The sequence below is a fragment of the Campylobacter sp. BCW_4338 genome (genome assembly GCF_001763255.1).
Lineage (GTDB): Bacteria > Campylobacterota > Campylobacteria > Campylobacterales > Campylobacteraceae > Campylobacter_D > Campylobacter_D jejuni.
The window spans coordinates 23,383-49,782 of the sequence record NZ_MJYJ01000066.1; the positions used below are offsets into that span (position 1 = coordinate 23,383).

At 29.9% G+C, this 26,400-nt stretch carries 29 protein-coding genes and 1 pseudogene; 25 read left to right on the forward strand and 5 right to left on the reverse strand.

The features are described 5' to 3' along the window. From AJN69_RS09045 to AJN69_RS09055, 3 genes are read left to right on the forward strand one after another with little or no spacing between them, the layout of a single operon-like run. Window positions 1–657 carry a DMSO/selenate family reductase complex B subunit gene (locus AJN69_RS09045; RefSeq protein ID WP_002866871.1) on the forward strand — a complete coding sequence of 219 codons (657 nt, stop codon included), beginning with the start codon at window positions 1–3 and terminating at the stop codon, window positions 655–657. After that, a complete protein-coding gene (locus tag AJN69_RS09050; protein ID WP_052776798.1) occupies window positions 644–1,510 on the forward strand; it encodes a DmsC/YnfH family molybdoenzyme membrane anchor subunit in 867 nt (288 codons plus the stop codon). The genes AJN69_RS09045 and AJN69_RS09050 overlap by 14 nt, the downstream gene beginning before the upstream one ends. Beyond that, window positions 1,510–2,073: a molecular chaperone gene (locus AJN69_RS09055; protein WP_052776797.1), complete on the forward strand. Its 564-nt coding sequence runs from the start codon at window positions 1,510–1,512 to the stop codon at window positions 2,071–2,073. The genes AJN69_RS09050 and AJN69_RS09055 overlap by 1 nt, the downstream gene beginning before the upstream one ends. A gap of 87 nt (window positions 2,074–2,160) precedes the next feature. On the opposite strand, the gene AJN69_RS09060 is transcribed toward AJN69_RS09055, so the two are convergent. Beyond that, entirely contained in the window at window positions 2,161–2,589 is a 429-nt protein-coding gene (locus AJN69_RS09060; protein WP_052775254.1) for a hypothetical protein, read from the reverse strand. A 64-nt stretch (window positions 2,590–2,653) separates the two neighbouring features. Between AJN69_RS09060 and AJN69_RS09065 the strand changes: the two genes are divergently transcribed. The 3 genes from AJN69_RS09065 to cgb all read left to right on the forward strand — a co-directional run bounded on the left by AJN69_RS09065 (window position 2,654) and on the right by cgb (window position 6,479). Continuing rightward, window positions 2,654–4,390 (forward strand): DUF262 domain-containing protein, encoded by a 1,737-nt coding sequence (locus AJN69_RS09065; protein WP_079355469.1) that lies wholly within the window; start codon window positions 2,654–2,656, stop codon window positions 4,388–4,390. Window positions 4,391–4,463: 73 nt separating this feature from the next. Beyond that, window positions 4,464–5,948, forward strand: coding sequence for a DUF2779 domain-containing protein (locus tag AJN69_RS09070; RefSeq protein ID WP_052776794.1), 1,485 nt, complete (start codon window positions 4,464–4,466; stop codon window positions 5,946–5,948). Between the two features lie 108 nt (window positions 5,949–6,056). Further along, window positions 6,057–6,479, forward strand: coding sequence for a single-domain globin Cgb (cgb, locus tag AJN69_RS09075; RefSeq protein ID WP_044257687.1), 423 nt, complete (start codon window positions 6,057–6,059; stop codon window positions 6,477–6,479). A gap of 19 nt (window positions 6,480–6,498) precedes the next feature. Here cgb and AJN69_RS09080 read toward each other — a convergent pair whose 3' ends face one another. Next, window positions 6,499–8,130, reverse strand: coding sequence for a multidrug ABC transporter permease/ATP-binding protein (locus AJN69_RS09080; protein ID WP_070274068.1), 1,632 nt, complete (start codon window positions 8,128–8,130; stop codon window positions 6,499–6,501). 48 nt (window positions 8,131–8,178) lie between these two features. After that, window positions 8,179–9,473 (reverse strand): annotated as a pseudogene (locus AJN69_RS09085) (MFS transporter). Between the two features lie 87 nt (window positions 9,474–9,560). On the opposite strand from AJN69_RS09085, the gene AJN69_RS09090 reads away from it, so the two are divergent. The 16 genes from AJN69_RS09090 to hisIE all read left to right on the forward strand — a co-directional run bounded on the left by AJN69_RS09090 (window position 9,561) and on the right by hisIE (window position 20,824). Beyond that, a complete protein-coding gene (locus tag AJN69_RS09090) occupies window positions 9,561–10,358 on the forward strand; it encodes an MBL fold metallo-hydrolase (protein WP_053872691.1) in 798 nt (265 codons plus the stop codon). Between the two features lie 87 nt (window positions 10,359–10,445). Beyond that, window positions 10,446–10,664 (forward strand): translation initiation factor IF-1, encoded by a 219-nt coding sequence (gene infA / locus AJN69_RS09095; protein WP_002781436.1) that lies wholly within the window; start codon window positions 10,446–10,448, stop codon window positions 10,662–10,664. Between the two features lie 171 nt (window positions 10,665–10,835). Then, window positions 10,836–10,949: a 50S ribosomal protein L36 gene (gene rpmJ, locus AJN69_RS09100; RefSeq protein ID WP_002781429.1), complete on the forward strand. Its 114-nt coding sequence runs from the start codon at window positions 10,836–10,838 to the stop codon at window positions 10,947–10,949. Window positions 10,950–10,951: 2 nt separating this feature from the next. Beyond that, complete coding sequence (gene rpsM, locus AJN69_RS09105) at window positions 10,952–11,317, forward strand: 30S ribosomal protein S13 (protein WP_002800121.1); 366 nt, start codon at window positions 10,952–10,954, stop codon at window positions 11,315–11,317. 9 nt (window positions 11,318–11,326) lie between these two features. After that, window positions 11,327–11,719: a 30S ribosomal protein S11 gene (gene rpsK / locus AJN69_RS09110; protein ID WP_070288050.1), complete on the forward strand. Its 393-nt coding sequence runs from the start codon at window positions 11,327–11,329 to the stop codon at window positions 11,717–11,719. A gap of 28 nt (window positions 11,720–11,747) precedes the next feature. After that, entirely contained in the window at window positions 11,748–12,374 is a 627-nt protein-coding gene (gene rpsD / locus AJN69_RS09115) for a 30S ribosomal protein S4 (protein ID WP_002856574.1), read from the forward strand. Between the two features lie 12 nt (window positions 12,375–12,386). Next, window positions 12,387–13,400: a DNA-directed RNA polymerase subunit alpha gene (locus AJN69_RS09120; protein WP_002855748.1), complete on the forward strand. Its 1,014-nt coding sequence runs from the start codon at window positions 12,387–12,389 to the stop codon at window positions 13,398–13,400. A 3-nt stretch (window positions 13,401–13,403) separates the two neighbouring features. Next, entirely contained in the window at window positions 13,404–13,757 is a 354-nt protein-coding gene (rplQ, locus tag AJN69_RS09125) for a 50S ribosomal protein L17 (protein ID WP_070290235.1), read from the forward strand. 172 nt (window positions 13,758–13,929) lie between these two features. Next, a complete protein-coding gene (hisG, locus tag AJN69_RS09130) occupies window positions 13,930–14,829 on the forward strand; it encodes an ATP phosphoribosyltransferase (protein ID WP_070288049.1) in 900 nt (299 codons plus the stop codon). A 7-nt stretch (window positions 14,830–14,836) separates the two neighbouring features. Then, entirely contained in the window at window positions 14,837–16,123 is a 1,287-nt protein-coding gene (hisD, locus tag AJN69_RS09135) for a histidinol dehydrogenase (RefSeq protein WP_070288047.1), read from the forward strand. Continuing rightward, window positions 16,120–17,178, forward strand: coding sequence for a bifunctional histidinol-phosphatase/imidazoleglycerol-phosphate dehydratase HisB (gene hisB / locus AJN69_RS09140; protein ID WP_070288045.1), 1,059 nt, complete (start codon window positions 16,120–16,122; stop codon window positions 17,176–17,178). The genes hisD and hisB overlap by 4 nt, the downstream gene beginning before the upstream one ends. Beyond that, on the forward strand, window positions 17,175–17,762 hold the full coding sequence (hisH, locus tag AJN69_RS09145; RefSeq protein ID WP_002862245.1) for an imidazole glycerol phosphate synthase subunit HisH: 588 nt from the start codon (window positions 17,175–17,177) through the stop codon (window positions 17,760–17,762). Before hisB ends, hisH begins: the two co-directional genes overlap by 4 nt. Continuing rightward, on the forward strand, window positions 17,759–18,490 hold the full coding sequence (gene hisA / locus AJN69_RS09150; RefSeq protein ID WP_070288044.1) for a 1-(5-phosphoribosyl)-5-[(5-phosphoribosylamino)methylideneamino]imidazole-4-carboxamide isomerase: 732 nt from the start codon (window positions 17,759–17,761) through the stop codon (window positions 18,488–18,490). The genes hisH and hisA overlap by 4 nt, the downstream gene beginning before the upstream one ends. Then, window positions 18,475–19,431, forward strand: coding sequence for a COG2958 family protein (locus AJN69_RS09155; RefSeq protein WP_070288042.1), 957 nt, complete (start codon window positions 18,475–18,477; stop codon window positions 19,429–19,431). Before hisA ends, AJN69_RS09155 begins: the two co-directional genes overlap by 16 nt. Continuing rightward, complete coding sequence (gene hisF / locus AJN69_RS09160) at window positions 19,432–20,199, forward strand: imidazole glycerol phosphate synthase subunit HisF (protein WP_070248928.1); 768 nt, start codon at window positions 19,432–19,434, stop codon at window positions 20,197–20,199. Between the two features lies 1 nt (window position 20,200). Next, window positions 20,201–20,824, forward strand: coding sequence for a bifunctional phosphoribosyl-AMP cyclohydrolase/phosphoribosyl-ATP diphosphatase HisIE (gene hisIE, locus AJN69_RS09165; protein WP_002928365.1), 624 nt, complete (start codon window positions 20,201–20,203; stop codon window positions 20,822–20,824). Between the two features lie 23 nt (window positions 20,825–20,847). Here hisIE and AJN69_RS09170 read toward each other — a convergent pair whose 3' ends face one another. Then, window positions 20,848–22,008, reverse strand: a complete 1,161-nt coding sequence (locus tag AJN69_RS09170; RefSeq protein WP_070288041.1) for a tetrahydrodipicolinate N-succinyltransferase N-terminal domain-containing protein — start codon at window positions 22,006–22,008, stop codon at window positions 20,848–20,850. Window positions 22,009–22,033: 25 nt separating this feature from the next. Continuing rightward, window positions 22,034–23,140: an Mrp/NBP35 family ATP-binding protein gene (locus tag AJN69_RS09175; protein WP_070283259.1), complete on the reverse strand. Its 1,107-nt coding sequence runs from the start codon at window positions 23,138–23,140 to the stop codon at window positions 22,034–22,036. A gap of 122 nt (window positions 23,141–23,262) precedes the next feature. On the opposite strand from AJN69_RS09175, the gene AJN69_RS09180 reads away from it, so the two are divergent. The 3 genes from AJN69_RS09180 to AJN69_RS09190 are packed head-to-tail and all read left to right on the forward strand — an operon-like array spanning window position 23,263 to window position 26,400. Further along, entirely contained in the window at window positions 23,263–24,378 is a 1,116-nt protein-coding gene (locus AJN69_RS09180; protein ID WP_070288039.1) for a bifunctional 2-C-methyl-D-erythritol 4-phosphate cytidylyltransferase/2-C-methyl-D-erythritol 2,4-cyclodiphosphate synthase, read from the forward strand. Next, entirely contained in the window at window positions 24,375–25,262 is an 888-nt protein-coding gene (locus AJN69_RS09185) for a response regulator (protein WP_070288037.1), read from the forward strand. Before AJN69_RS09180 ends, AJN69_RS09185 begins: the two co-directional genes overlap by 4 nt. Continuing rightward, window positions 25,240–26,400, forward strand: a complete 1,161-nt coding sequence (locus AJN69_RS09190) for a sulfate adenylyltransferase (protein ID WP_070288036.1) — start codon at window positions 25,240–25,242, stop codon at window positions 26,398–26,400. The genes AJN69_RS09185 and AJN69_RS09190 overlap by 23 nt, the downstream gene beginning before the upstream one ends.

Sequence of the window (26,400 nt, forward strand, 5' to 3'; positions counted from 1 at the left end):
ATGAAATTAGAAGAAAATTCACAATTTGGTTTTATGCTAGATCAAAGCAAATGCGTAGGCTGTAGGACTTGCTCACTTTCTTGCAAGGATTATAAAAATATGCCTGTGGGGGTTAATTTTCGCCGTGTGTTTGAGACTGAAGGGGGAAATTGGACAGCTAAAGAAGATGGAAGTTTTGAACAAAGTGTTTTTGCTTACTACACTTCTATTTCTTGCAATCATTGTTCTAATCCATCTTGTCTTAAAGCTTGTCCAACCGGTGCAACAATGAAAATAAAATGGGGAATAGTAGCAATCGATGATAGTATGTGTATAGGCTGCAAAGCTTGTGCTATGGCATGTCCTTATGGCGCACCTCAATTTAACCATGAAAGTGGTCATATGAGCAAATGCGATGGGTGCTATGAGAGATTAAAAGAAGGTAAAAATCCAATTTGCGTGGACTCTTGTCCTTTTAGAGCATTAAAAGCAGGAGATATAACAAAACTGAGAGAAGAACATGGAAATTTAGCCTCTATCACACCTTTACCTGATGCTTCTATCACGCATCCAAATTTATGTATAGTGCCTGAAAAACATAGTTTGCCTTCAGGTAATAAAAGTGCGATTTTTCATCTACCTCAAAACTACCAAGGAGTTAAAAATGACATCATTTAATCACATTTTAAGCGAAATGCCTTTGGTATTATTTACTATTTTAGCACAAGCTGTAATTGGACTTAGTTTGGTTTATGCACCTGCATTTATAAATGGTTACAAAAATTATGCGAATTTAAAGTCTTTTGGATTAGCCTTAGGAATTGCAATGATGGTTGCTTTTATCCCTTCATTTTTTCATTTAAATGATATTACACACATTTTTAATGTATTAAATAGAATGGGTGTTTTTTATGCAAACAATGAATGGCACATAGGCTGGATGAATAATGAAATTTTATTTGTATCTCTTGTGTGTGCTTTGGGCTTTTTGCTTTATCTAAAAACTTCAAATTGGGTGTTTTATCTTACGCTAATATGTGGAATTTTAGGACTTTTCTTTATGAGTGGAGCTTATGGCTCCATGCAAGAAAGTGTACCTACTTGGGATTTTAAGATTACTTTGCTTTATTTTTTTGCTAGTGCTATATTTTTAGGTGCTATTGTTTATTATTGTTTTTTTGAAAATAGCGAACATGAAAGAAAAATGTCGTTTTTTACAGGACTTATAGGCATAGGGCTTTTAAGTACTGCTATAGTTTTACAAACCCTACATGTAGGACAAACTTGGATTATGGGGCTTGTAAATCCTTTTGAACTTTTAGGTGGAACCTATGATTGGTTTATATCACTTTCTTTTACATTCTTAGGACTTGGGATTGTTACTTGGTATTTGCATAATTATTTACATGAAAAATTTAAAAGTAAATTTTTTGCTTATTTTGCCCTACTTTGTGCATTTTTAGGGGTGTTTACCACTAGAATGCTATTTTATGGACTTATAAGTACTCAAATCATGTTGGGACATTCTTAATGCAAAAATTGGCAATAGATATATTTATCAATTTTTTGCAAAATCCACCTAATCATTTTTTGCTAGAAAAACTTAAAAAAGAAAAATTCTGGCAAAATTGGTTTTTAAAAAATAATAGCAAATTACAATGCACCGCTTTAAAGCTTTTATCATCTTCAAACGAAGATGATAAATTAATAGCAAGTGATTTTACATCTTTGTTTTTAAGCGATGTTGATTATGTAAAAGCACCGCCTTTTGCTTCTTTTTATCTTGATGAAAATAAAGAAATTTATTCAGATAATTCTGATAAAGTTAAGCAAATTTTTGCGCAAAATAACTTTTTTTCTTTTTTTAATGAAGAACCTGCAGATAGCTTGATAAATGAATTATTATTTATTAGTTTTTTAATCAAAAAACAAGATGATATAACTTTGCAAAAATTCTTAAAAGAAGAATTTTTTACTTGGTTTAATATGTGGAGTTTTGATGTTTATAATAAATCAAAATCTGATTTTTACAAAGCTTTGATAATGCTAATGAAAGATTTTTTTAAAAGACTGAATAAACCTTGCTTATTCTAGCAAGGTTTTATATTTTAAGCATTTTCTACAATATCATTTATGATATTTTATAATTTTAAAAAATTTCTTTATATTTATACAATGTTTTTAAAAATTATCAAAATCAAATTTTCTAGCTTCGTATAATTCTTGCGCTACTTCAAGACTCATTTCCCAAAAAACAGCACCCATAGATTTTGGAATATGATTTTCATCTTCGTATTTACTATTTATGGCTTGATAAACCTCATCTCCTTCTTCGCAATCAACAGCAATACTTCCTAAATAAGGATATACTAAAACCCCAATTGGAGCAGTATCAAATATCTTATATAAGCCAACTTTAGGAAAATTTTCTTTCATAAAAGCTAAAAATTCATTTCTAGCTTTATAATCTGTCTTATTTTTATCAAAATAATTATCATATTTTGTTTTATTGATACAAAAATCATTATTTGGGATATTAAAACACATCCAAAAAGATTTTTTACCTCTTTTAATAGTATATTCTTGTATGCTACTAAGTGCTAAAGCCATTCCAATCCTTTATTTTGGCGTTTTAATAATTCTTTGTCTTTACAATTTAAGTTTTACTTAATATATGTTTATTTATAATCAAAGTGTTAAAAATTATATACAACGTATATTAAAATTTAAATTAAGGAGAATATCTATGGAAATAAAAGCCAATATAAGTAGCTTGGAAGATATATTAGCAGATAATCGTAAATTCTATCAAATACCAGACTATCAAAGACCATATTCTTGGGATAAAGAAAATTTATCAGATTTAATTGATGATTTATTTAATGCATACACAAATAATAAAAATGAAAATTATTTCTGTGGTTCTTTGGTTTTAGTGAATAATGAAAAAGATCAAAGGTTTGATATTATAGATGGTCAGCAAAGAATGACTACCTTCATAATTTTATCTTGTGTTTTTAAAGCCTTATATTGGGAACAAATAAATGATAAAGCAAAAGATTTTATATTAAAATCCATTCAAGACAGATACGAAGAAACAAAAAGGAAATTAAGATTTTTAACAAATGAATACAATCAAAATGGTTTTGAACAAAATATTTTACAAGGTATAAAATTTGAAGAATTTAAAAATATTAAAAAAATAGAAAATGACTTAAAAAATGATAAATATATTATAAATGCTTATTATTTTAAAAGCCTTTTACAAAATAAACTAAATGAATATAAAGAAATAAAGATAAATGATTTTATAATTTGGATATATGAAAAAGTAGTATTAACAGTTATAATTTGTCCATCTCAAGATAGTGCTATTAAAATATTTAATGTTTTAAATGATAGAGGTATGCCACTAAGCCCTGTTGATATATTAAAATCATCATTAATGTATGAGTTAGATAATGAAGATAGAAAAATATTTAAAGCAACTTGGAATTCTATAAATGACAATATTAAAAATAATGGGCTAGAGCTATTTTCCTTGTTAAATACATATTTATATTACACCATAACTTCAAATCCTAAAACTAGATTGGATAAAGAATTATTAGATAATTTTAAAAAAAATAATAAAAATTCATTAGAAATAATTAATGATATACAAAAATTTTCAAAATCATATATAGATTTATTGAAAATGGAAGATAAGTATATTTACCTATTAAGATATTTAAGACATGAAATATATTGGACTAGTATTTTAACAACAGCTTTATTTAATAATTATGAGTATTTTGATGAACTTAAAAAATTATTACTATCTTATTATTATAAAAATTGGATTGCTGGAAATACCATTGCCACAATAAAACAAACAAGTTTTAGAATTTTAAAGCTAGTAAAAGAAAAATCTAATATTCAAGAAATAAAAAATGAAATATTAGAAAATATAAAAAATAATAACATGGAAGAAAATTATATAGAAAATTTAGAATATTATTATGTTTATGGCAAAAAATGGGATAAACCTATTTTATTAATGCTAGAATATTTTGCTACAGATAATAATCATCATAGTTTTATACCTTTGGATGCAAATATACAAATAGAACATATATTGCCTATAAAATATAAAGAATATAATTGGGATAAAATATTTACAGAAGACGAAAGAGAAAAATGGACTAATTCTTTAGCAAATTTAACATTAATATCTATGAGAAAAAATGTGCAAGCATTAAATTATGATTTTGCTAGAAAAAAAGAAATTTATGCAAACAAAGATAAAGTTAAAACTTGTTACACAATAACCCAAGATGTAATACATAACTATAACGAGTGGGATGTAAATTCTCTTGAAAGAAGAAAAAAAGAGCTAATAGAAAAAATTACAAATATTTTATCTTTTTAAGCTATGATTTTCATAGCTTAAAATTAGATACTGTTACTCTATAAATTTTTATATAATTTCCAAAAGGCAAATAATGTTTTTATCAAAATCAAAATATACAAAAGGCATACAATGTGCTAAATCTTTATGGCTAAACACTTATAAAAACGAAGTATTAAGTACTCCGAATGAGAATGCTTTGGCTAAATTTAGCACGGGCAATAAAATAGGTGAATTAGCCTACAAACTTTTTCCAAGTGGTATAAAGATAAAATTTGAAAACAGTTCTTTTGATGAGAAATGTGAGCAAACTAGGCAATTATTAAAGAACAATCAAGAAGTTATTTATGAAGCTACTTTTTGCTATAACGATATTTTGGTTATGATAGATATTTTGCAAAATACCAAAGAGGGTTTAATTATAAATGAGGTTAAAAGCTCTACTTCTTTAAAAAATATTTATACAGATGATTGTTCTTTGCAATATTATGTTTTATCAAATTTAAATTATAAAATCAAACAAGTAAATTTAATCTACTTAAACAATGAATATATTAGAGAAGATTTTCTTGATATAAATAAACTTTTCATAATCAATGATATCACAAAAGAAGTTTTATTATATCAAGAACAAGTCAAAGAAAATTTAAAATATTTTGAAGAAATTTTAAACAAAAAAGAAGAGCCAAATATTGACATAGGAACACATTGTTTTAATCCTTATGAGTGCGAAAGCTATGAATACTGCTGGAATAAACAAAGAAATTTATGTGAAAATGAAAATATTTTTAATATTTCAAGACTTAATACAAATAAAAAATTTGAATTTTATTATAAAAATATAATCGATTTAAAAGATATCAAAGATCTATCGAACTTTAATGAAAATCAGCAAATTCAAATCAAAGCTTCGCTAAATAAAGAAATTTATATAAACAAAGATAATATTAAAAAATTTTTAGATACTCTAAATTATCCTATTTATCACTTAGATTTTGAAACTTTTATGCAAGCTGTACCTGAATTTAAAGGTATAAAACCTTATATGCAGATTCCCTTTCAATACTCTTTACATATAGATCATAAAGACAAACTAGAACATAAAGAATTTTTAAGTGAGTGTGGAGTTGATCCAAGATATGAACTTGCAAAAAAATTAATCAATAATATTCCAAAAGATGTTTGCGTGCTTGCTTATAATGCTAGCTTTGAAAAAGGCGTGATAAGAAATTTAGCAATTACTTATCCTGAATTGAGCGAGTATTTGCTAAATATAGAAAAAAATATCAAAGATCTTATGCTTCCTTTTCAAAACAAAGATTATTATCATTATAAAATGCAAGGGAGTTATTCTATAAAAAAAGTTCTACCCGCTTTAATTCCTGATATGGAGAAAGCTTACAAAGACTTAGAATTGATCCACAATGGAAACGAAGCCATGCAAAGCTTTGAACTTATGCAAAATATGGATCAAAACACACAAGTTAAGTATCGTAAAGCCTTGCTTGAATATTGCAAATTAGATACCTTAGCAATGGTAAAAATTTTAAAACATTTAGAAGAAATTACAAAATTTTAAAAATATTTAAATTAAAATTTCTTATAAATATCTCAATTTTAACACAAGTCAATTTTTTTCTCCTTTTTAAGATATAAAATATCTCTTTTACAATAAAAAGGAGAAATTATGACAAAAGAACAAATTCAAATCATCAAAGATTGTGTGCCTATTTTGCAAAAAAATGGAGAGGATTTAACTAATGAGTTTTATAAAATAATGTTTAATGATTATCCTGAGGTAAAACCTATGTTTAATATGGAAAAACAAATTTCAGGAGAACAACCAAAAGCTTTAGCGATGGCGATTTTAATGGCAGCCAAAAATATAGAAAATTTGGAAAATATGAGAAACTTTGTTGATAAAGTTGCCATAACTCATGTTAATTTAGGGGTTAAAGAAGAGCATTATCCTATAGTTGGAGCTTGCCTTTTAAAAGCTATTAAAAATCTTTTAAATCCTGATGAAGCCACCCTTAAAGCTTGGGAAGTTGCTTATGGAAAAATTGCTGAATTTTATATCGATATAGAAAAAAAGCTCTATGATAAATAATATAAGCCCATTTTGGGCTTTAATCAAATTTTTCTACTAAATTTTTAGCTAATTCCTTTATATTCTCACCCTTTAATTCGCCGATTTCACCATTTTGAGCCAAGAAAATTCTATCAGCACTATCAAAATATGCATCATCATGTGTGATAGCAAAGATTGTTTTACCTTGCTCTTTTAGCAAAGGTAAAAGTTTTTTATAAAAAAATCTTCTAAAAACAGGATCTTGATCAGCCGCCCATTCATCAAGCACTAAAATATCCCTTTCTTCAAGCAAGGCTATAAGCATAGCTAAACGCTTTTTTTGCCCTGTAGAAAGTTTGGTTAAGGTCAGTTCATTATCTTTGACACTTGTTTTATCTTTAAGTTCTAAAAACTCCAACCAAAAAGCAATTTTTTCTTCGCTTGCAAAATTTTCTTTATTTAAGGTTTTAGTAAAAAGATGAAAATCGCTAAAAACAGCAGAAATAAGAGATCTATACTCATCTAACTTTTTATCATCTATAAGCGTATCATCAACATAAATTCCGCCTTTGCTTGGCTTAAAAAGTCCTGTCAAAAGCATACAAAAAGTGGATTTACCACTTCCATTTTTACCTATTAAAAATACCAATTCACCTTTTTTAAGTTCTATATTTACAGGATTTAAGTGAAAATTTTCTTCATAAGCAAATTGAGTATTTCTAAAAGAAATTTTTTTCCATTCACTAATATAATGTGTTTTTTTAAAACCTTCTATATAATCATCTAATTCCAATTTTGCGATCTTATCCAAAGCGATTTTTGCCAAAAGCAAAGTAGGAAAAGATCCTATCATAGATACTAAAGGGGTTCGTAAAAACAAAATAGAAAGAGCTATAGTTGTAGTATCTGCAACACTTGCCCATTCAAATTTTAAAGCTAAGTAAAACTCTACGCCCACTAAAGCCAAAAGAGTTACATTTGTCCAGTTGTTTGAGAGATTGTTAAAAAGATTGCCTAAAGTACTATTTTTCTTTTTCAATCTTGCATTATTTTCAAATTCATCTTCATAGTAAAGCTTGGCTCTATCGCGATTGATCAAAAGTTCTTTATGTCCATCTAGTATATTTTGGTAATTATTTTGTAAAGCATCATCATTTTCCCTTGCCTTTCTAAAATACTGATATACTTTCATCATCAAAAAATTATTAGTAATAAAAATAACCATAATCCATACCACACACAAAGCAAAAATTTGTGGTGAAAGATAACATAAATAAACACTAGTGCATAAAATCAATATACTTGATTGTAAAAAATCAGGCAATCTTAAAAGCCCAAAAGATATATTTCTCACATCACTTCCCAAAGAAGCTAAAATTCTAGCCTTACCTACTTTAGCCACTCTTAATAAAGGAGTGTCTAAGATCTGCTTTACTACGCGCCTTTGCATTTTAAAAATAAAATTTTGTCCAAAAACACTAAGTCCAAGTTCAACTATGGTAGAACTTATAAAAAATATCAAAAGCAAAACAATAAAATAAAAAATAGGAATGTTTTGTGCATTTTTAAGCAAATAATCATTGATAAAAACAAGAGTTAAAACTCCAACAGCACTTGTAATAAAAGAAAAAAGCAAAAAAGAAATCAACTTTAATTTATTTTGCTTAAGTAATTCGATAATAAAAGGCATTTATAAACTCCAAAATATAATTTTAATTATAACATTTTAGAGTGATTATCAAAATTTTATTTTATCTTTTACTATAAAAACAGCACAAATAGCCAATAACGCTAAAAAAATCATATATATACTCATACCATATAAAAATGGATTTTCATTTTTACTCGCGAGTGTATTAAGCCAAAAAACGAGTTGCGGAGTAATACCGCCTGAAATTGCATAAGCAATATTATAAGAAAAAGAAATTCCTGAAAATCTTATTTTAGCTCTAAAAACTTCACTCATTAAAATAGGTGCAAACACATTAATCCCACCTAAAAAACAAACAATCGAATACAAAATACACACCAAAACCAAATTTTTAAGCTCGTATAAAGCATAAAAATATAAAAAAGAAAAAAATACAAAAGTTAAAGAAAAGAAAATGCAAATTTTAAATAAACCAAATTTATCTACAAGATAACCCATAAAAGCCCCGCCTAAAGCTATTCCCAAAATTCCTAATATCTGTAAATAACTTCCTTCAACCCCACTTAAATTTAAAATATTAGGCATAAATTTAGGCATCAATAAAACAAGCACAATAACACAACCTGTTAAAACCCAAGTCATCATCATTGATGAAAATAAATTTTTTACAATATCCTTTTCTTTAAATAAATCTTTAAGTGGAAAAGAACTAAGCGATGATTCTTTTTTCATTTGTTTAAAAACAGGAGTTTCTTGCAAAAATCTACGCAAATAAATAGAAATAATCCCAAAAATTCCACCTACAAAAAAAGCAATACGCCATGCATAAGCAGCAATTTCTTCTATACTAAAAAAAGCATTAATGATTAAAAATACTATACTTCCTAACAAAATTCCTAAAGCCATAGCTGAATTTAAACAGCTTAAAAAGAAAGCTTTTTGTTTTTCTTGACAATGCTCTCTTACAAAAACCCAAGCTCCAGGCAATTCTCCACCTATAGCTATGCCTTGAAAAATTCTTATAAGTATCAATAAAACAGGAGCTAAAAACCCAAGAGTTTCATAACCTGGAATAAAAGCTAAGACAAAGGTAGGAAGAACCATTAGTAAAATACTTAGCATAAACATGTTTTTACGCCCAAATTTATCTCCAAAATGTGCCATAACTATACCACCTAAGGACGTGCTAAATATCCAGCTGCAAATGCTCCATAAGTATTTAATAAAGCCCAAAATTCACTCATACCTTTAGGAAAAAATACATTGGCTATATATTCAGCAAAAAAGACAAAAATAATAAAATCATAAAATTCTAAAGTTCCTCCTAGTGAAGAAAGTCCTAAGATCTTAATTTCCTTTGTTCCAAATTTTGATTTTCTCATTGATTAATTACCTTAAATTTTAAAAACATTGTTTTTATTATACTATAATCATTTCCAAAATATTATCTAAAAAATTTAAGGATAAATATGTTTAATTTTATAACCACTCTTTTAAAAACCAATCTTTATTTTTTAGAAGAAAAAACCACAAGCAAAAGTTCAAATCAAACCCATATAATCCCACTTAAACAATCTGATGATGAATTTTTAAATTTATTATTTTCTTTTTTAGTGCCACAAAGCGATGAAGATAAGAATTTTATAGAAAAAACTCGCACAAAAATCAAAAGAAATGAGCATAATATTGCTCTGATAAAAAATCCAAATTTTAATGCTTTAATAGACACAGGGTTTTTAGATACTATTGATACATTAAAAGAAAAATTACATATCCAAAAAACCGATTTTAAAGATATCACTCATATTATCTTAACACATGCACATCCTGATCATATAGGAGCTTTAATGAGCGAAGAAAATCTTTTTCCAAAAGCTCAAATTTTAATCGATAAAAAAGAATATGATTTTTGGATCAAAAGCGATAGACAAGAAATTAAAAACACCTTACTTAAACTTAAAAATATAGAATTTATTAACCACTCTAAAGATTTAATCTTTCAAAATTCAGGCATTAAAGCCATACCTGCTTATGGACATACCCCAGGACAAAACGCTATAATAATTGATGATAAAATAGTCTTTTGGGGAGATTTACTTCATCTTTATGATATACAAATTCCAAAACCTAAAATCGCTATAAAATTTGATATAGATCAAAATGAGGCTATACAAACAAGGGAAAAACTACTTAAAGAATTTAAAGAAAGAAAACTCAAAGTTATAGGGACTCATGTGCCTTTTATCGAACCTAAATTTTTAGATTAATTACTTAAAAATTACTAAAAATTAAGTAAAAATTTTAATAATTTTTGCTAAAATTATAGCCTTTTTATTTCATGAAAGGAGAAAATTTTGGCAAAAGATGATGTAATTGAAATTGATGGCACCGTACTTGAAGCATTGCCTAATGCAAATTTCAAGGTTGAACTTGACAACAAACATGTAATTTTATGTCATATTGCAGGAAAAATGCGTATGCATTATATAAGAATAATGCCAGGTGATAAAGTAAAAGTAGAACTTACACCTTATAGCCTTGATAAAGGGCGTATAACTTTTAGATATAAATAATCTAAGTTATTTAAAAGCTAATTTTAGATAAAATTAGAGTTTTTGCGACAAATTACATCGAACTATATGAAGAAGTATTTTTAAAATCCACCACTTATTTTGAAAATAGTTGGTTATTCATAAAACCTGATGTAGTCGTAAATCAAGTGGAATTCATTCAAGGAGACGCTCATGAAAGTGAGACCATCGGTTAAAAAGATGTGCGACAAGTGCAAAGTAGTTCGCCGTAAAGGCGTGGTTCGCATTATTTGCGAAAATCCAAAACATAAACAAAGACAAGGATAAACATGGCTCGTATTGCAGGTGTGGATTTACCAAAGAAAAAAAGAATTGAGTATGGACTAACCTATATTTATGGTATAGGGCTTTTCACTTCAAGAAAAATTCTAGATAAAGTAGGAATTTCTTATGATAAAAGAGTTCATGAGTTAAGTGAAGATGAAGCAGCAGCTATCCGTAAAGAAATTCAAGAAAACTATATGGTTGAAGGGGACTTGAGAAAACAAGTTGCTATGGATATTAAAGCACTTATGGATTTAGGAAGCTTTAGAGGCTTAAGACACAGAAAAGGCTTACCAGTTCGCGGACAAAAAACAAAAACAAACGCAAGAACTAGAAAAGGTAAGAGAAAAACTGTTGGTGCAAAATCATAAGGATAAATCATGGCAAAAAGAAAAATCGTAAAGAAAAAAGTAGTTAAAAAAAATATAGCAAAAGGTATTGTTTATATCAGTGCGACTTTTAACAATACTATGGTTACAGTAACTGATGAAATGGGAAATGTTATCGCTTGGAGTAGTGCAGGTGGTTTAGGATTTAAAGGTTCTAAAAAATCAACTCCTTATGCAGCACAACAAGCAGTAGAAGACGCTTTAAATAAAGCAAAAGAACACGGAATTAAAGAAGTAGGCATTAAAGTACAAGGACCAGGAAGCGGTAGAGAAACTGCTGTTAAGAGTGTAGGTGCTATGGAAGGAATTAAAGTAACTTTCTTAAAAGATATCACTCCATTAGCTCACAATGGTTGCAGACCGCCTAAGCGTCGTCGTGTCTAAGATATTAAGAAAAATTTAGGAGAATATTATGGCAAGATATAGAGGACCAGTAGAAAAATTAGAAAGACGCTTTGGTGTTAGCTTAGCATTAAAAGGGGAAAGAAGACTAGCTGGCAAAAGTGCACTAGATAAACGCCCTTATGCACCAGGACAACACGGAGCAAGAAAAGGTAAAATTAGTGAGTATGGACTTCAATTAAGAGAAAAACAAAAAGCTAAATTTATGTATGGAGTAAGTGAAAAGCAATTCCGTCGTTTATTTGCTGAAGCAGCAAGAAGAGAAGGAAATACAGGGGTATTACTTATCCAACTTTTAGAACAAAGATTAGACAATGTAGTATATAGAATGGGTTTTGCTACAACACGTCGTTTTGCAAGACAACTTGTAACACATGGACATGTTTTAGTAAATGGTAAAAGAGTGGATATTCCTAGCTTTAGAGTAGAAGCAGGTGCTAAAATCGAAATCATCGAAAAAAGCAAAAACAATCCTCAAATTACAAGAGCTATCGAACTTACAGCACAAACTGGAATCGTTGCTTGGGTTGATGTTGAAAAAGATAAGAGATTTGGAATTTTCACAAGAAAACCTGAGAGAGAAGAAGTTGTCATTCCGGTTGAGGAAAGATTTATCGTTGAGCTTTACTCTAAGTAATAGGGGCTAAATATGAGAAACATTACAACATCTGCTTATACGCCAACAGAATTTACAATAGAAAACATTAGTGATACTGTGGCTAAAATCAGTGCTTGGCCTTTTGAGATCGGCTATGGAATCACCCTAGCCCATCCTTTACGCCGTTTGCTTTACACTAGCACCATAGGATATGCTCCAACTGCAATTCATATTGATGGCGTAGCTCATGAATTTGATAGCATGCGTGGTATGCTTGAAGATGTAGCACTTTTTATCATTAATCTAAAAAAACTACGCTTTAAAATTAAAGGCGAATCAAATAAAGAAATAGTAGAATTTAGCTTTAAAGGCTCAAAAGAAATTTACGGCAAAGATCTAAATAATGATCAAGTAGAAGTAGTAAATAAAGACGCCTATCTAGCAACAATCAACGAAGATGCTGAACTCAAATTCACATTGATTGTTGAAAAAGGTATTGGCTATGTACCAAGCGAAGAAATTAAAGAGCTTATAAATGATCCTAAATTTATAGCTTTAGATGCTTTCTTTACACCTGTAAGAGAAGCAACCTATGATATTGAAAAAGTTTTATTTGAAGATAATCCTGATTATGAAAAAGTGGTTTTAACCGTAACAACTGATGGACAAATCACTCCAAATGAGGCTTTTCAAAATGCTCTAGAAGCTATGTATAAACAATTATCAGTATTTGATAAAATTACCAATGTTAGAAGCGTAATTAAAAATCAAGCAACAAGCAATGAACTAGAAAATACTAAATTATTGCAAAACATTACAGATTTAAATTTAAGTGCTAGAAGTTATAATTGTCTTGAAAAAGCAGGAGTAGTTTACATAGGCGAGCTTGCTTTGATGAGTGTAAGTGAACTTGCAGGGCTTAAAAATTTAGGTAAAAAATCTCTTGATGAAATTAAAAACATCATGGAAAGCATAGGTTTTCCTGTGGGAACTTCTAAGCTTAGCGATAATAAAGAAATACTTAAAAATAAAATCGCAGAATTAAAAGCACAAAACGAAGGATAAAGAATGAGACATAAACATGGATATAGAAAACTTGGCAGAACTTCATCTCATCGTACTGCCTTATTAAAAAATTTAACTATAGCTTTAGTAAATAGCGGAAAAATCGAAACTACTCTACCAAAAGCTAAAGAATTAAGAGGTTATGTAGAAAGATTGATTACTAGAGCAAGACTTGGAGATTTTAACGCTCATAGAGCAGTTTTTGCTTCATTACAAGATAAAAACGCTACTAATAAATTAGTAACTGAAATTGCTCCGAAATTCAAAGATCGCAATGGTGGATATACAAGAATCATCAAAACAAGAATTCGCCGTGGTGATGCTGCTGAAATGGCTTTCATCGAATTTGTAGCTTAATCAAATCCTAGCTTTTGCTAGGATTAATACTTCAATTAAATACCCTAAAAATAAAAAGTTTTAAATAATTATTTTAAATAAAATTAAATTTATTTATTTTCTAAAACCCTTGCTAAAAATTCAACTACTTATGCTAATATAAGTTTTTAATTTTTAATTTCAAGGATATGTTATGCAAGAAAACACTCGTTTACGCATTGCGATACAAAAATCAGGTAGACTTTCAAAAGAATCCATAGAGCTTCTTTTAGAATGTGGTGTTAAAATGCATATCCATGAACAAAGTTTGATCGCTTTTTCTACAAATTTACCCATAGATATTTTACGCGTTAGAGATGATGATATTCCAGGGCTTATTTTTGATGGGGTTGTAGATTTAGGCATTATAGGAGAAAATGTTTTAGAAGAAAATGAACTTGAACGCCAGTCTTTAGGAGAAAATCCAAGCTATAAGCTTTTAAAAAAGCTAGATTTTGGCTTTTGTCGTCTTTCTCTTGCCTTACCTCAAGAAAATAAAGTTCAAAGTTTGAAAAATTTTGAAGGCTTAAGGATAGCTACTTCTTATCCACAACTTTTAAAGCGTTTTATGAAAGAAAATGGGATTAATTATAAAAATTGTATGCTTACAGGTTCTGTTGAAGTAGCCCCTAGGGCAAATTTAGCCGATGCGATTTGCGATCTTGTTTCAAGCGGGGCAACTTTACAAGCAAACAATCTTAAAGAAGTTAAAGTCATTTATGAATCTCGTGCTTGTTTGATTCAAAAAGAAAATGCTTTAAGCAAAGAAAAACAAGCTTTAGTGGATAAAATTATGTTGCGTGTAGCAGGAGTAATGCAAGCAAGAGAATCTAAATACATTATGCTTCATGCTCCAAAAGAAAAGCTTGATAAAATTCAAGCCCTACTTCCAGGAGTTGAAAGACCGACTATCTTACCTTTAGCACACGATGAAAAAAATGTAGCTTTACATATGGTAAGTAAAGAAAATCTTTTTTGGGAAACCATGGAGGCTTTAAAAGAAGAAGGTGCGAGTTCGATTTTGGTTCTGCCTATAGAAAAAATGTTAAAGTGAGTAAAAAATGCAAATTTTAGTATATGATAATTTAGATGAAAAACAAAAAGAAGAAGCATTAAAACGCCCTGCTATAAGTGCGAAAGATGAAATTTCAAAAATAGTAAGTTCTATCATTAAAGAAGTGCAAGAAAAAGGTGATGAAACTTTGATAGAACAAGCTTTAAAATTTGATAAGACTGAAATTTCTAATATTAAAATCACTCAAGAAGAAATTACTCAAGCAAGTAATCGTTTGGATAAAGATTTACAAGACGCTATTTTAGTAGCTTATGAAAATATCAAAAAATTCCACGAAGCCCAAATCTCACATGAAATCGCTCTTGAAACTACAAAAGGCGTTAAATGTGAGGTTTTAACACGCCCTATAGAAAAAGTAGGACTTTACATACCAGGGGGTTTAGCACCTTTGTTTTCAACGGTTTTAATGTTAGCTATCCCTGCAAAAATTGCAGGTTGTGAAAAAATCGTTTTAGCAAGTCCTGCAAAAATCAATGATGCCGTGCTTTTTTGTGCCAAGCTTTGTGGCGTGGATGAAATTTATCAAATGGGCGGTGCAGGAGCTATAGCAGCTTTGGCTTACGGTACCCAAAGTGTTTTAAAGGTGGATAAAATTTTTGGCCCAGGAAATGCCTTTGTAACCGAAGCAAAACGCCAAGTAAGTAGCGATATAAACGGAGCGACTATTGATATGCAAGCAGGACCTAGTGAAGTTTTAGTAATAGCTGATGATTTGGCTAATGAAAAATTTGTAGCTAGTGATTTGCTTTCACAAGCTGAACATGGTGCAGATTCTCAAGTGATTTTGGTGTGTTTAAGTCAAAATTTTGCTAAAAAAACAAGCGATGAAGTCCAAAGTCAATTAGAACTTTTGCCTCGCAAAGAGCTTGCAAGCAAAAGCATTGCTAATTCACGCATTATCATAGCTAAAGATTTAAATCAAGCCTTAGAAATTTCAAATCTTTACGCTCCTGAACATTTGATCATACAAACTCAAAATCCACGAGAACTTTTAAAAGGTGTGAAACACGCAGGATCGGTATTTTTAGGAGCTTATTCTCCAGAGTCTATGGGTGATTATGCAAGTGGGACTAATCATGTTTTACCTACTTATGGACTTACTAAAACGCATTCTAGTTTAGGTTTGGCAGATTTTAGTAAAAGAATGACCGTTCAAGAGCTAAGCAAAGAAGGCTTTCTAGCTTTAGGTAAAAGTGTTGAAATTTTAGCACAAAATGAGCATTTAGATGCACACAAAAATGCAGTAACTTTTCGTTTAGAGAGCTTAAAATGAGTCAAAAAATCCTTTTTATAGATAGAGATGGCACTTTAATAGAGGAGCCAAAAAGCGATTTTCAAATCGATACTCTTGAAAAATTGCGTTTTGAAAAAGATGCTATTCCTACTCTTTTAAAACTAAAAAATTTTGGATTTAAATTTGTCATGGTAAGCAATCAAGATGGTCTTGGAACGCCAAGTTTTCCAAAGGAAAATTTTGAAATCGCTCATGAAAAAATGCTTGATATTTTAAAAAGTTGTGGTATAGAATTTCAAGATATTTTTATTTGTCCGCATTTTGAAAATGAAAATTGTGCTTGTAGAAAACCTAAAACCGCTATGTTAGAAGAATATATCAAACACGAACTTTATAACAAGGAGCAAAGTTTTGTTATAGGAGATCGTGAGAGTGATATGATCTTAGCTTCAAATTTAAGTGTGCGTGGTTTAAGATACGGCGAACTTTCTTGGAAAGAAATAGAAAATGAAATTTTAAGTTCTTTTAGAAGTGCGAGTTATCAAAGAACTACTAAAGAAACAGATATAAAAGTAAAAGTGTGCTTAAATGGGGGCAAGGTTAGCATTAAAACAGGTATTGATTTTTTTGATCACATGTTAGAGCAAATCGCTGTACATGGAGGTATAGGGCTTGAAATTTCTTGTAAAGGGGATTTAGAAATCGATGAGCATCATAGCGTTGAAGATGTAGCCTTAGCACTTGGAGCTTGTATCAAAAAAGCTTTAGGGGATAAAATCGGCATTGCAAGATATGGTTTTGCTTTACCTATGGATGAGTGTTTGGCAAGTTGTGCGATGGATTTTTGCAATCGTCCTCATTTAGTCTATAAAGCCAAATTTAAAAAATCTCATTTAGGAGCTTTAAGCACAGAAATGATCGAACACTTTTTTTATTCTTTAAGCTATGCTATGGGCGTGAGTTTGCATTTAAAAGTTAAAGGCAAAAACGATCATCATAAAGCTGAAGGACTTTTTAAAGCCTTTGCAAAAGCTTTAAAAATGGCAGTGAAAATAGAAGGTGAAAATTTAGCCAGCTCTAAAGGAGTGATATGAAAATCATCATCATCGATACAGCCTGTGCGAATTTAGCATCTTTGAAATTTTGTTTGGATAGATTAGGTTTTAATGCAACTATCAGTAGGGATTTAAAAGAACTTGAAAGTGCGGATAAGCTTTTTTTACCTGGAGTGGGTACTGCAAAAGAAGCGATGAAAAATTTAGAACAATTTAATCTTATTGATTTTATTAAAAATACCAAAAAACCTTTACTTGGTATTTGTTTAGGTATGCAAATTTTAGGAAATTTTTCCGAAGAATTAAATCAAGAAACCTTAAAACTCATAGATTTTACAACTCAAAAATTTAAAGCTAAAGAAGGCTTTACTTTTCCACATATGGGATGGAATCAAGTTCATAGCTCTCATGCTTTGTTTAAAGGTTTAGAAGGGGCTTATTTTTATTTTGTGCATAGTTATTGTGTAGGACTTGGAGAATACACTATAGCAGATTGTGAGTATTCGCAAAAATTTAGCGCAAGTGTAATGAAAGATAATTTTTACGGGGTGCAATTTCACCCTGAAAGAAGCAGTGAAGCGGGAGAAATTTTAATTTCAAATTTTATTAAGGATATAGGATGACTCAAATCATACCCGCACTCGATCTTATAGATGGCGAAGTGGTGCGTCTTGTAAAAGGGGATTACGAACAAAAAAAAGTATATAAATACAATCCCTTAAAGAAATTCAAAGAATACGAAAAAGCAGGAGCGAAAGAACTTCATCTTGTAGATCTTACAGGTGCAAAAGATCCTAGCAAAAGACAACTTGCTTTGATAGAAAAATTAGCTAAAGAAATCAGTGTCAATTTACAAGTAGGTGGAGGCATACGCTCTAAAGAAGAAGTTAAAGCTTTGCTTGATTGTGGAGTAAAAAGAGTAGTTATAGGATCTATAGCGATTAAAGATGTGACTTTATGTCTTGAAATTTTAAAAGAATTTGGTAGTGAAGCTATAGTTTTAGCCTTAGATACGATTTTAAAAGAAGATTATGTTGTGGCTGTAAATGCTTGGCAAGAAGCAAGCAATAAGAAGCTTATGGAAGTTTTAGATTTTTATAGCAATAAAGGCTTAAAACACATACTTTGCACAGATATTTCAAAAGATGGCACCATGCAAGGAGTAAATGTAAGACTTTATAAACTTATCCATGAAATTTTTCCTAATATTTGCATTCAAGCAAGTGGTGGAGTAGCGAGCTTAAAAGACCTTGAAAACTTAAAAGGAATTTGTAGTGGGGTTATCGTAGGAAAAGCTTTATTAGACGGAGTTTTTAGTGTAGAAGAAGGGATAAGATGTCTAGTAAATTAAGCTACAAAGAACTTGCTTTAGAAATTTTAAAACAAAGTGACAGACCTTTAAGTGCTAATGAAATTTGGCAAAAAGCTCTTGAAAAAGGCTTAGATAAAAAGCTTTCTAGTATAGGGCAAACTCCAATTGCTACTTTAGGAGCTAGGATATATGTGGATATAAAAGAATTACAACACAATTCTTTATTTATTAAAGCTTCCCAAAAACCCAGAACTTTTTGGTTAAAAGAAAGAGAAAATGAACTTTTAAAGCTTGATGATAAAAATGAAATTACCAATGAAAAACAAGAAAAAAATAAATTTCATGAAAGAGATTTACACCCCTTGCTTGTAAAATTTTTATATGAAAATTTAGATTTTAATTTAAATTGCAAAACAATTTACCACGAACAAAGCAAAAAGGGTAAGGGCGGGGAAGATAAGTGGAATTATCCTGATATTGTAGGGGTTTATTTTCCTTACGATGATTATGAAAAAGAAACCATAACACTTTTAGAAAATATCAAACAAAATAGCTATAAACTTTTTTCTTTTGAACTTAAAATTGCTTTAAATTTTTCAAATTTAAAAGAATGCTATTTTCAAGCTGTAAGCAATTCTAGCTGGGCAAATGAGGGCTATTTGGTTGTTTTACAAGAAATTGATAGCGAAGTTTTAAGTGAGTTAAGACGCTTAAATCAAAGTTTTGGCATAGGAGTGATAAAACTTGAAAAAGATATTTCAAATTCTCAAATTTTAATTAGTGCAAAAGAAAAAGAACTTGATATTCAAACACTAAATATGCTGATTAATAAAAATCCAAATTTTAAAGAATTTATTGATGATATAAACAAACAAATTAAAGTGGGCAAGGAAGCAAAAATTCAAACTAATTTTGATGAAATTAAAAGCGATGAAGAAATGGAAAAATATCTTAAAGAAAAATGTATTTTGGAGAAATAAATGCTTACAAAACGCATAATTGCATGTTTAGATGTCAAAGATGGCAGAGTAGTAAAAGGAACACAATTTAAAAACCATAAAGATATGGGAGATATCATAGAGCTTGCTAGGTATTATTCTCAAAATGGTATTGATGAGCTTGTTTTTTATGATATTGCTGCAAGTGCTAGAAAAGAACGCATATCAAGAGAATGGGTAAGTGAAGTAGCAAAAAATATCAATATTCCTTTTTGTGTTGCAGGGGGTATTAAAAGCGAAGAAGATGCAGCTGAACTTTTAGCTAATGGGGCAGATAAAATTTCTATCAATTCTCCTGCTTTAAATGATCCAAGCCTAATCACACGCCTTGCTAAAAGCTTTGGCGTGCAATGCGTAGTAGTAGGGATTGATAGTTTCAAAGATGAAAATGGAAATTTAAAAGTATTTCAATACACAGGCGATGAAAAAACAAGCAAACATAGTGGAAAAAGCACTTTAGAATGGGTTAAAGAAGTACAAGATCTAGGTGCAGGCGAAATTGTTTTAAATATGATGAATCAAGATGGCGTTAAAAATGGCTATGATTTAGAACAATTAGAAGCTGTATATAAAATTTGCAAAGTACCTTTGATTGCAAGCGGGGGAGCGGGAAAAAATCAGCATTTTTTAGAAGCTTTTAAACTAGGTATAGATGGGGCTTTAGCTGCTTCTGTTTTTCATCAAAAACTTATAGACATTAAAGAATTAAAAATTTATCTTAAAAATCAAGGTTTAAGTATAAGGATATAATATGCAAAATTTCAAAGAACTTAATGAAAAAATTGCTTGGCAAAAAGTGGATCATCTTTTACCTGTCATCATCCAAGATGCAAAAACTTGTGAAGTTTTAATGCTAGGCTTTATGAATAATGAAGCCTTAGAAAAAAGCTTAGAAAGTGGTAAAGTAGTCTTTTTTTCACGCACAAAACAGCGTCTTTGGATGAAGGGTGAAGAAAGTGGAAATTTCTTAAATATCGTAGATTTAAGCTTAGATTGTGATAATGACACGCTTTTAATTTTAGCAAATCCTGTAGGACCTACTTGTCATACGGGTGATATTTCTTGTTTTGAAAAAATTTCTAAAAATGCGGATTTTGTTTTTCTAGCCAGACTTGAAAAGCTTATCAATTCACGCAAAAATGCCGATGAAAATACTTCTTATACAGCAAAACTTTTCAAAAGTGGTACAAAACGCATCGCACAAAAAGTTGGTGAAGAAGGCGTAGAAACAGCTTTGGCAGCGACAGTAAAAGATAAAGAAGAGCTTATTTGTGAAGCAGCGGATTTAATGTATCATTTAAGTGTTTTACTTGCAGATGCAAATCTTAGCTTCTCAGATGTGATTTCAAAGTTAAAAGAAAGGCATAAAGCTTAAAGCTTTATGTAAATAAATTTATATCAATGCAAGGCTTCATTAAGTTTGACTGCTTTTTTATTTAAAGCTACTATCATAGCACCACTTATAGAATCTTGACGGAAATGTAGCCCATTTAAACCTTTAAGCTCTAAGCCTTTGTAAATTTCTTTATCAAAAGAAAAATAAGGATTAAGTTTGGCAAGTTCTTCGGCATCTTTGAGTAAAAATTTCGTTCCTTCTAGCACCGCAATACCTGCATCAACTATACAATTATCCCCTAAAGGAATTCCTGTCACTGAATTAGCCCCTAAAAGACAAGCCTTACCTACGCTTATAGCATTGCCACTTGTTCCACTTAAAACACCTAAAATTGAAGCTCCGCCACCCACATCAGAACCTTCTCCTACTATAGCACTTGAGCTAATACGCCCTTCAACCATGCAAGCTCCTGTTGTGCCTGCATTAAAATTCACATAACTTGCCCCTGGCATGATGGTTGTTCCTGCTGCTAAAGACGCACCCATTCTTACTTTAGAACTTTCTAAAATTCTTGTATTATCTTCAGGGATAATATGTGCTAAAAATCTTGGAAATTTATCAACAAAATCGATTTTTGGATATTGATTGCTCATTTTTAAACGCATTTCATTTGCTCTTAAATACTCAAGCTCGATAGGCTTATCATCACTCCAAGCTACATTGCTTAAAAGTCCAAAAGCTCCATTTAGATTGATACTTCTTAAAGGCACTTTTTTAGTAGAAAGTAAATAAAGTTTTAGATAAACACTTTCTACACTTAAAGGTTCTTTATCTTCAAAAAGACAAACAAAAGCAAATTCATTGTCTTTAAATTTATCTTTGATAAGCTTTAATAAATCAATATTTTGATGCCCCTCTTCTTCTAAAAAAGGTTTAAAACAAGAAAGTGCAAAATCAATATCTTCTAATTTCAAAGTTTGTACAAACTCACTCGCATTAAAATCAATCTCCACACCCCTTTGCATAAAAGCTTCAAGCATGATTGCTGCTGAGCCAAAATTTTGCTCATAATTAATCAAAGCAAAACTTGCTTGCAAGATTTTATTTTTATTTAGCTGTCCTCTATCAAGCCTTGCTATACCAAAAGCTTTAGGTTTTTTATAGCCACTTTTTTGCTCGATTTGTTTGATTAAAAGTAAAAAATCTTCTTTAGTATTAATCATTTTCTTTTCCTTATCCACTTAATTTTTAATGCGAACACGCACTTTTTCCATTCATCACAGGTTGTATAGCAGAATTATCCGCACCACCTTCATTATTAATCTTTTCTATAAAGCTCCAAATTTTTTCAGCCGCCATTAAATAACGCTTTGAACTCACACTTTCAGGGTGATAAAAACTCACAGGCTTGCCTTCATCTCCACCTTCTCTTACTATCATTTCTATAGGAATTTGTGCTAAAACTTCACTTTTATAAGCTTTTGCCATATCCTCAGCTGTTCCTTTACCAAAAATATCATACTCTTTACCATTATCAGGACATAAAAATCCACTCATATTTTCAATCACACCCGCTATAGGAATGTGAAGCTTATTAAACATATCTAAAGCTCTTTTGCTATCGTCTAAAGATACGGTTTGAGGTGTGCTTACACAAACTCCTGCAGTAATAGGAATACTTTGTGCAGAAGTAATTTGTGCATCGCCTGTTCCTGGAGGCATATCTAAAAACAATACATCAAGTTCAGGCCAAATCACATCAGCTAAAAGTTGCTCGATTGCTTTCATAATCATAGCTCCACGCCACATAAGACCTTGACCCTCTTCAATCAAAACCCCCATACTCATCATATAAACACCATGAGTTAAAATAGGCTTTAATCTCTGCCCTACTACTTCAGGCTGAGTTTTGGTTTCACCTAGCATTCTTGGAATATTTGGCCCATAAATATCCGCGTCTAAAATACCTACTCTTTTTCCCATTTTAGCCATAGAAATTGCTAAATTTACTGTAGTTGTAGATTTGCCCACACCACCTTTTCCACTTGAAACCATGATGAAATTTTTTACTTGTGGAGCGATATTTTTTCCACTTCTTGAATTACTTTTTTCTTCAGGAATTTTTGGAGTAATGATATTAAGTTCAATACTTTTTAAAGCCAAACTCGATAAAGCTTCAGTAACATTTTTACGAATTTCATTAGCTACTTCAGGATTTGCTGAAACGATTTCTATATCAATAAATACACCATCATCTTGAATTTTAATATCTTTTACAAAATTAAAACTCACTATATCCTTTTCAAAGCCAGGATATTTTACAGTTTTTAATTTCTCTAAAATTTGTTCTTTCATGTCTTTTCCTTGTTTTTTAAAAAAATCAATTTTACTAATAAAATGATAAAATTTAGCTTTTTATAAGTGTATAATATGGTAACATTATAAAAACCAACAATATTAAAAAGAGGAATGAAAAAATGAGTGAAATGAGCCTCATTATGTTAGCAGCTGGAAATTCTACTCGTTTTAACACAAAGGTAAAAAAACAATTTTTACGACTTGGAAATGACCCTCTTTGGCTTTATGCAACAAAAAATTTAAGCTCTTTTTATCCTTTTAAAAAAATAGTTGTTACCTCTAGTAATATCGTTTATATGAAAAAATTTACTAAAAACTATGAATTCATAGAAGGTGGTGATACCAGAGCAGAATCCTTAAAAAAAGCCTTAGAGCTCATAGATAGCGAATTTGTTATGGTAAGTGATGTAGCAAGGGTATTGGTGAGTAAAAATTTGTTTGATCGTTTGATTGAAAATTTAGATAAAGCAGATTGTATTACCCCTGCTTTAAAAGTTGCAGATACAACACTTTTTGACAATGAAGCCTTGCAAAGAGAAAAAATCAAACTCATTCAAACCCCGCAAATTTCTAAAACCAAATTGCTTAAAAAAGCCTTGGATCAAAACCTAGAATTTACAGATGATAGCACAGCTATAGCTGCAATGGGTGGAAAAATTTGGTTTGTTGAAGGTGAAGAAAATGCAAGAAAACTAACCTTTAAAGAAGATCTTAAAAAGCTTGATTTACCTAAACCTAGCTTTGAAATTTTTACTGGCAATGGTTTTGATGTGCATGAATTTGGAGAGAATCGCCCTTTGCTTTTAGCAGGAGTGCAAATTCATCCTATTATGGGGCTTAAAGCACACAGCGATGGAGATGTTTTAGCTCACTCTTTAACCGATGCGATTTTAGGTGCTGCAGGACTTGGAGATATAGGAGAGCTTTATCCTGATACTGATATGAAATTTAAAAATGCCAACTCCATGGAGCTTTTAAAACAGGCTTATGATAGAGTCAGAGAAATAGGTTTTGAACTCATTAATATAGACATTTGCGTCATGGCACAAAGCCCTAAACTTAAAGACTTTAAACAAGCTATGCAAAGCAATATAGCTCATACTTTAGATTTAGATGAATTTAGAATCAATGTTAAAGCCACAACAACAGAAAAATTGGGTTTTATTGGAAGAAAAGAAGGTATGGCAGTGCTTAGTAGTGTAAATTTAAAATATTTTGATTGGACAAGATTATGAAAGTTTTAATTATTGAAAATGAAATTTATCTAGCGCAAAGCATTAGCATTAAACTAAGTGATGCTGGATATAGCTGTGAAATTATCAACTCGTTTGATGAATACAATGGTGAAAAATACTATGATATTGTACTGCTTTCTACAAATACTAATAATTTTCTAAAAGCCGTAGGTCAGTTTAAACATAGTATTATTATTTTGCTTATTTCTTATATAAGTACAGATACAGTTTCAAATCCTTTGAAATTAGGTGCTAGTGATTATATTCAAAAACCCTTTATGATAGAAGAGCTGATTAGAAAAATAAAGCATTATCAGGATTTTAGAAAACTTTCAATCCTTAATAAAGCTTATCAAAGCTATATCAAATCAAGATTAGAAACAATCAAAATTCCAGAGTATAATTATAAAAAATTAAAACTTCCATTGATATTAAAATCCAACAAGCAAAGCAGTGCTGATGCTTTTGTTTTTAATTATGCAAATGAATGTGACATTACTCTTTCTTTTATTGATTTAACATCTACAAATTCAGTTGAAAAAGTTATGAGACTTCCCACAGAAAACAATCTCTTATTTTTGAGTAATTTTCAAGCATTAAAAGCAGCAGAAAAGGAAAAACTCCTAGATTTTATACAAAACAAAAATGTTATTTTGCATACCAATTCAAATACAGATGATTTAAAAATAAACTGCATTAATTTAAATGATAATGAAAAAAATATCGATAGCAACGAAATTTTAACCATAGATGAGTATGTAAAATATGTTATTATAAACTACCAAAATATATTTCCTGATACTGATCTTTCAAAAAAATTAGGCATTTCACGTAAATCTTTATGGGAAAAAAGGAAGAAATATGAAATTAGCAAGAAAAAATAAAAACATTACCATAGATCAAAATGAATTTGGCATCTTATCACTTATTAAAGAAGGTTTGCTAGGCACTTGCACTCATTTAATGAATGAAAAAGAAGTCAATGAAATCATTAAATCAGGAAAATTTAAAGGAGAAAGTTTTCCCTATCCCTTAAGCTTTGCACCAAAAAATGCTGAAGAAGCACTAAATGATATAAAATCTGGCGATAGAATCGATCTCATACTAGATGAAAAAGTAGTAGGACATATAGATTTTAAAAGCCAATTTAAAAATAATAAAAAATTTTCTGATATTTTCAATCCCAACACTTGCTCTCTAAAAGACATAGGAACAACTTGCATAAGTGGAAAAATAGAAATTTACAATTCTCAAATTAAAAAAATAAAAGAAAATTTTCAACAAATCAAAAACAATCTTAATGCACAAAAAATTACCGCTATAGTTTCAAGTTTTGATCCTTTGCATCGTGCTCATGAAAGAATATTTCGTTGGACTATTGATAAAGCAGATTTAGTTGTAATTTTTCTTGTAGAATCTTTTGATGCAAATGGGTTTGAATTCGAACTTAAAGAATCTTATTTGAAAAAATTTATTCAAAACTATCTTCCACCGGATAGAATTTTCATTTTTCCATTAAAAAATATTAATATTTTTCACGCTCATTTAAATCCTGGCCTAGAAAGCATTATTGCAAAAAGTCTAGGTTGCACCAAACTAGTAGTAGGACAAAATCATACAGGACTTGGAATGTTTTATGATGATAATCAACCAAAAACCATACTTGATGATTTTTCCAAGGATTATGGCATAGAAGTGATTGTTTTACCTGAATTTGTATTTTGCGATCAATGTCGCATGATTGTTAGCACAAGATCTTGCCCTCATGGCTGTCATCACCATTTGCACTATAATTCTCAGTCTTTAAAAGATTTGTTAAGAGCGGGCATCATTCCTCCAGCAATTTTCATACGCAAGGAAGTATCTAGTGTTATTTTAACTTCTCTTTTTCCAAATAGATTAAAAAATATGCAAAAAATTTATAATGAGCTTTTTCCAACTGATGGAATTTTAGAATACAAAAATGATGAAGAATTTTATCAAAAACTTTTAGAAATTCATCAAATGTCTTATATGGTGTAA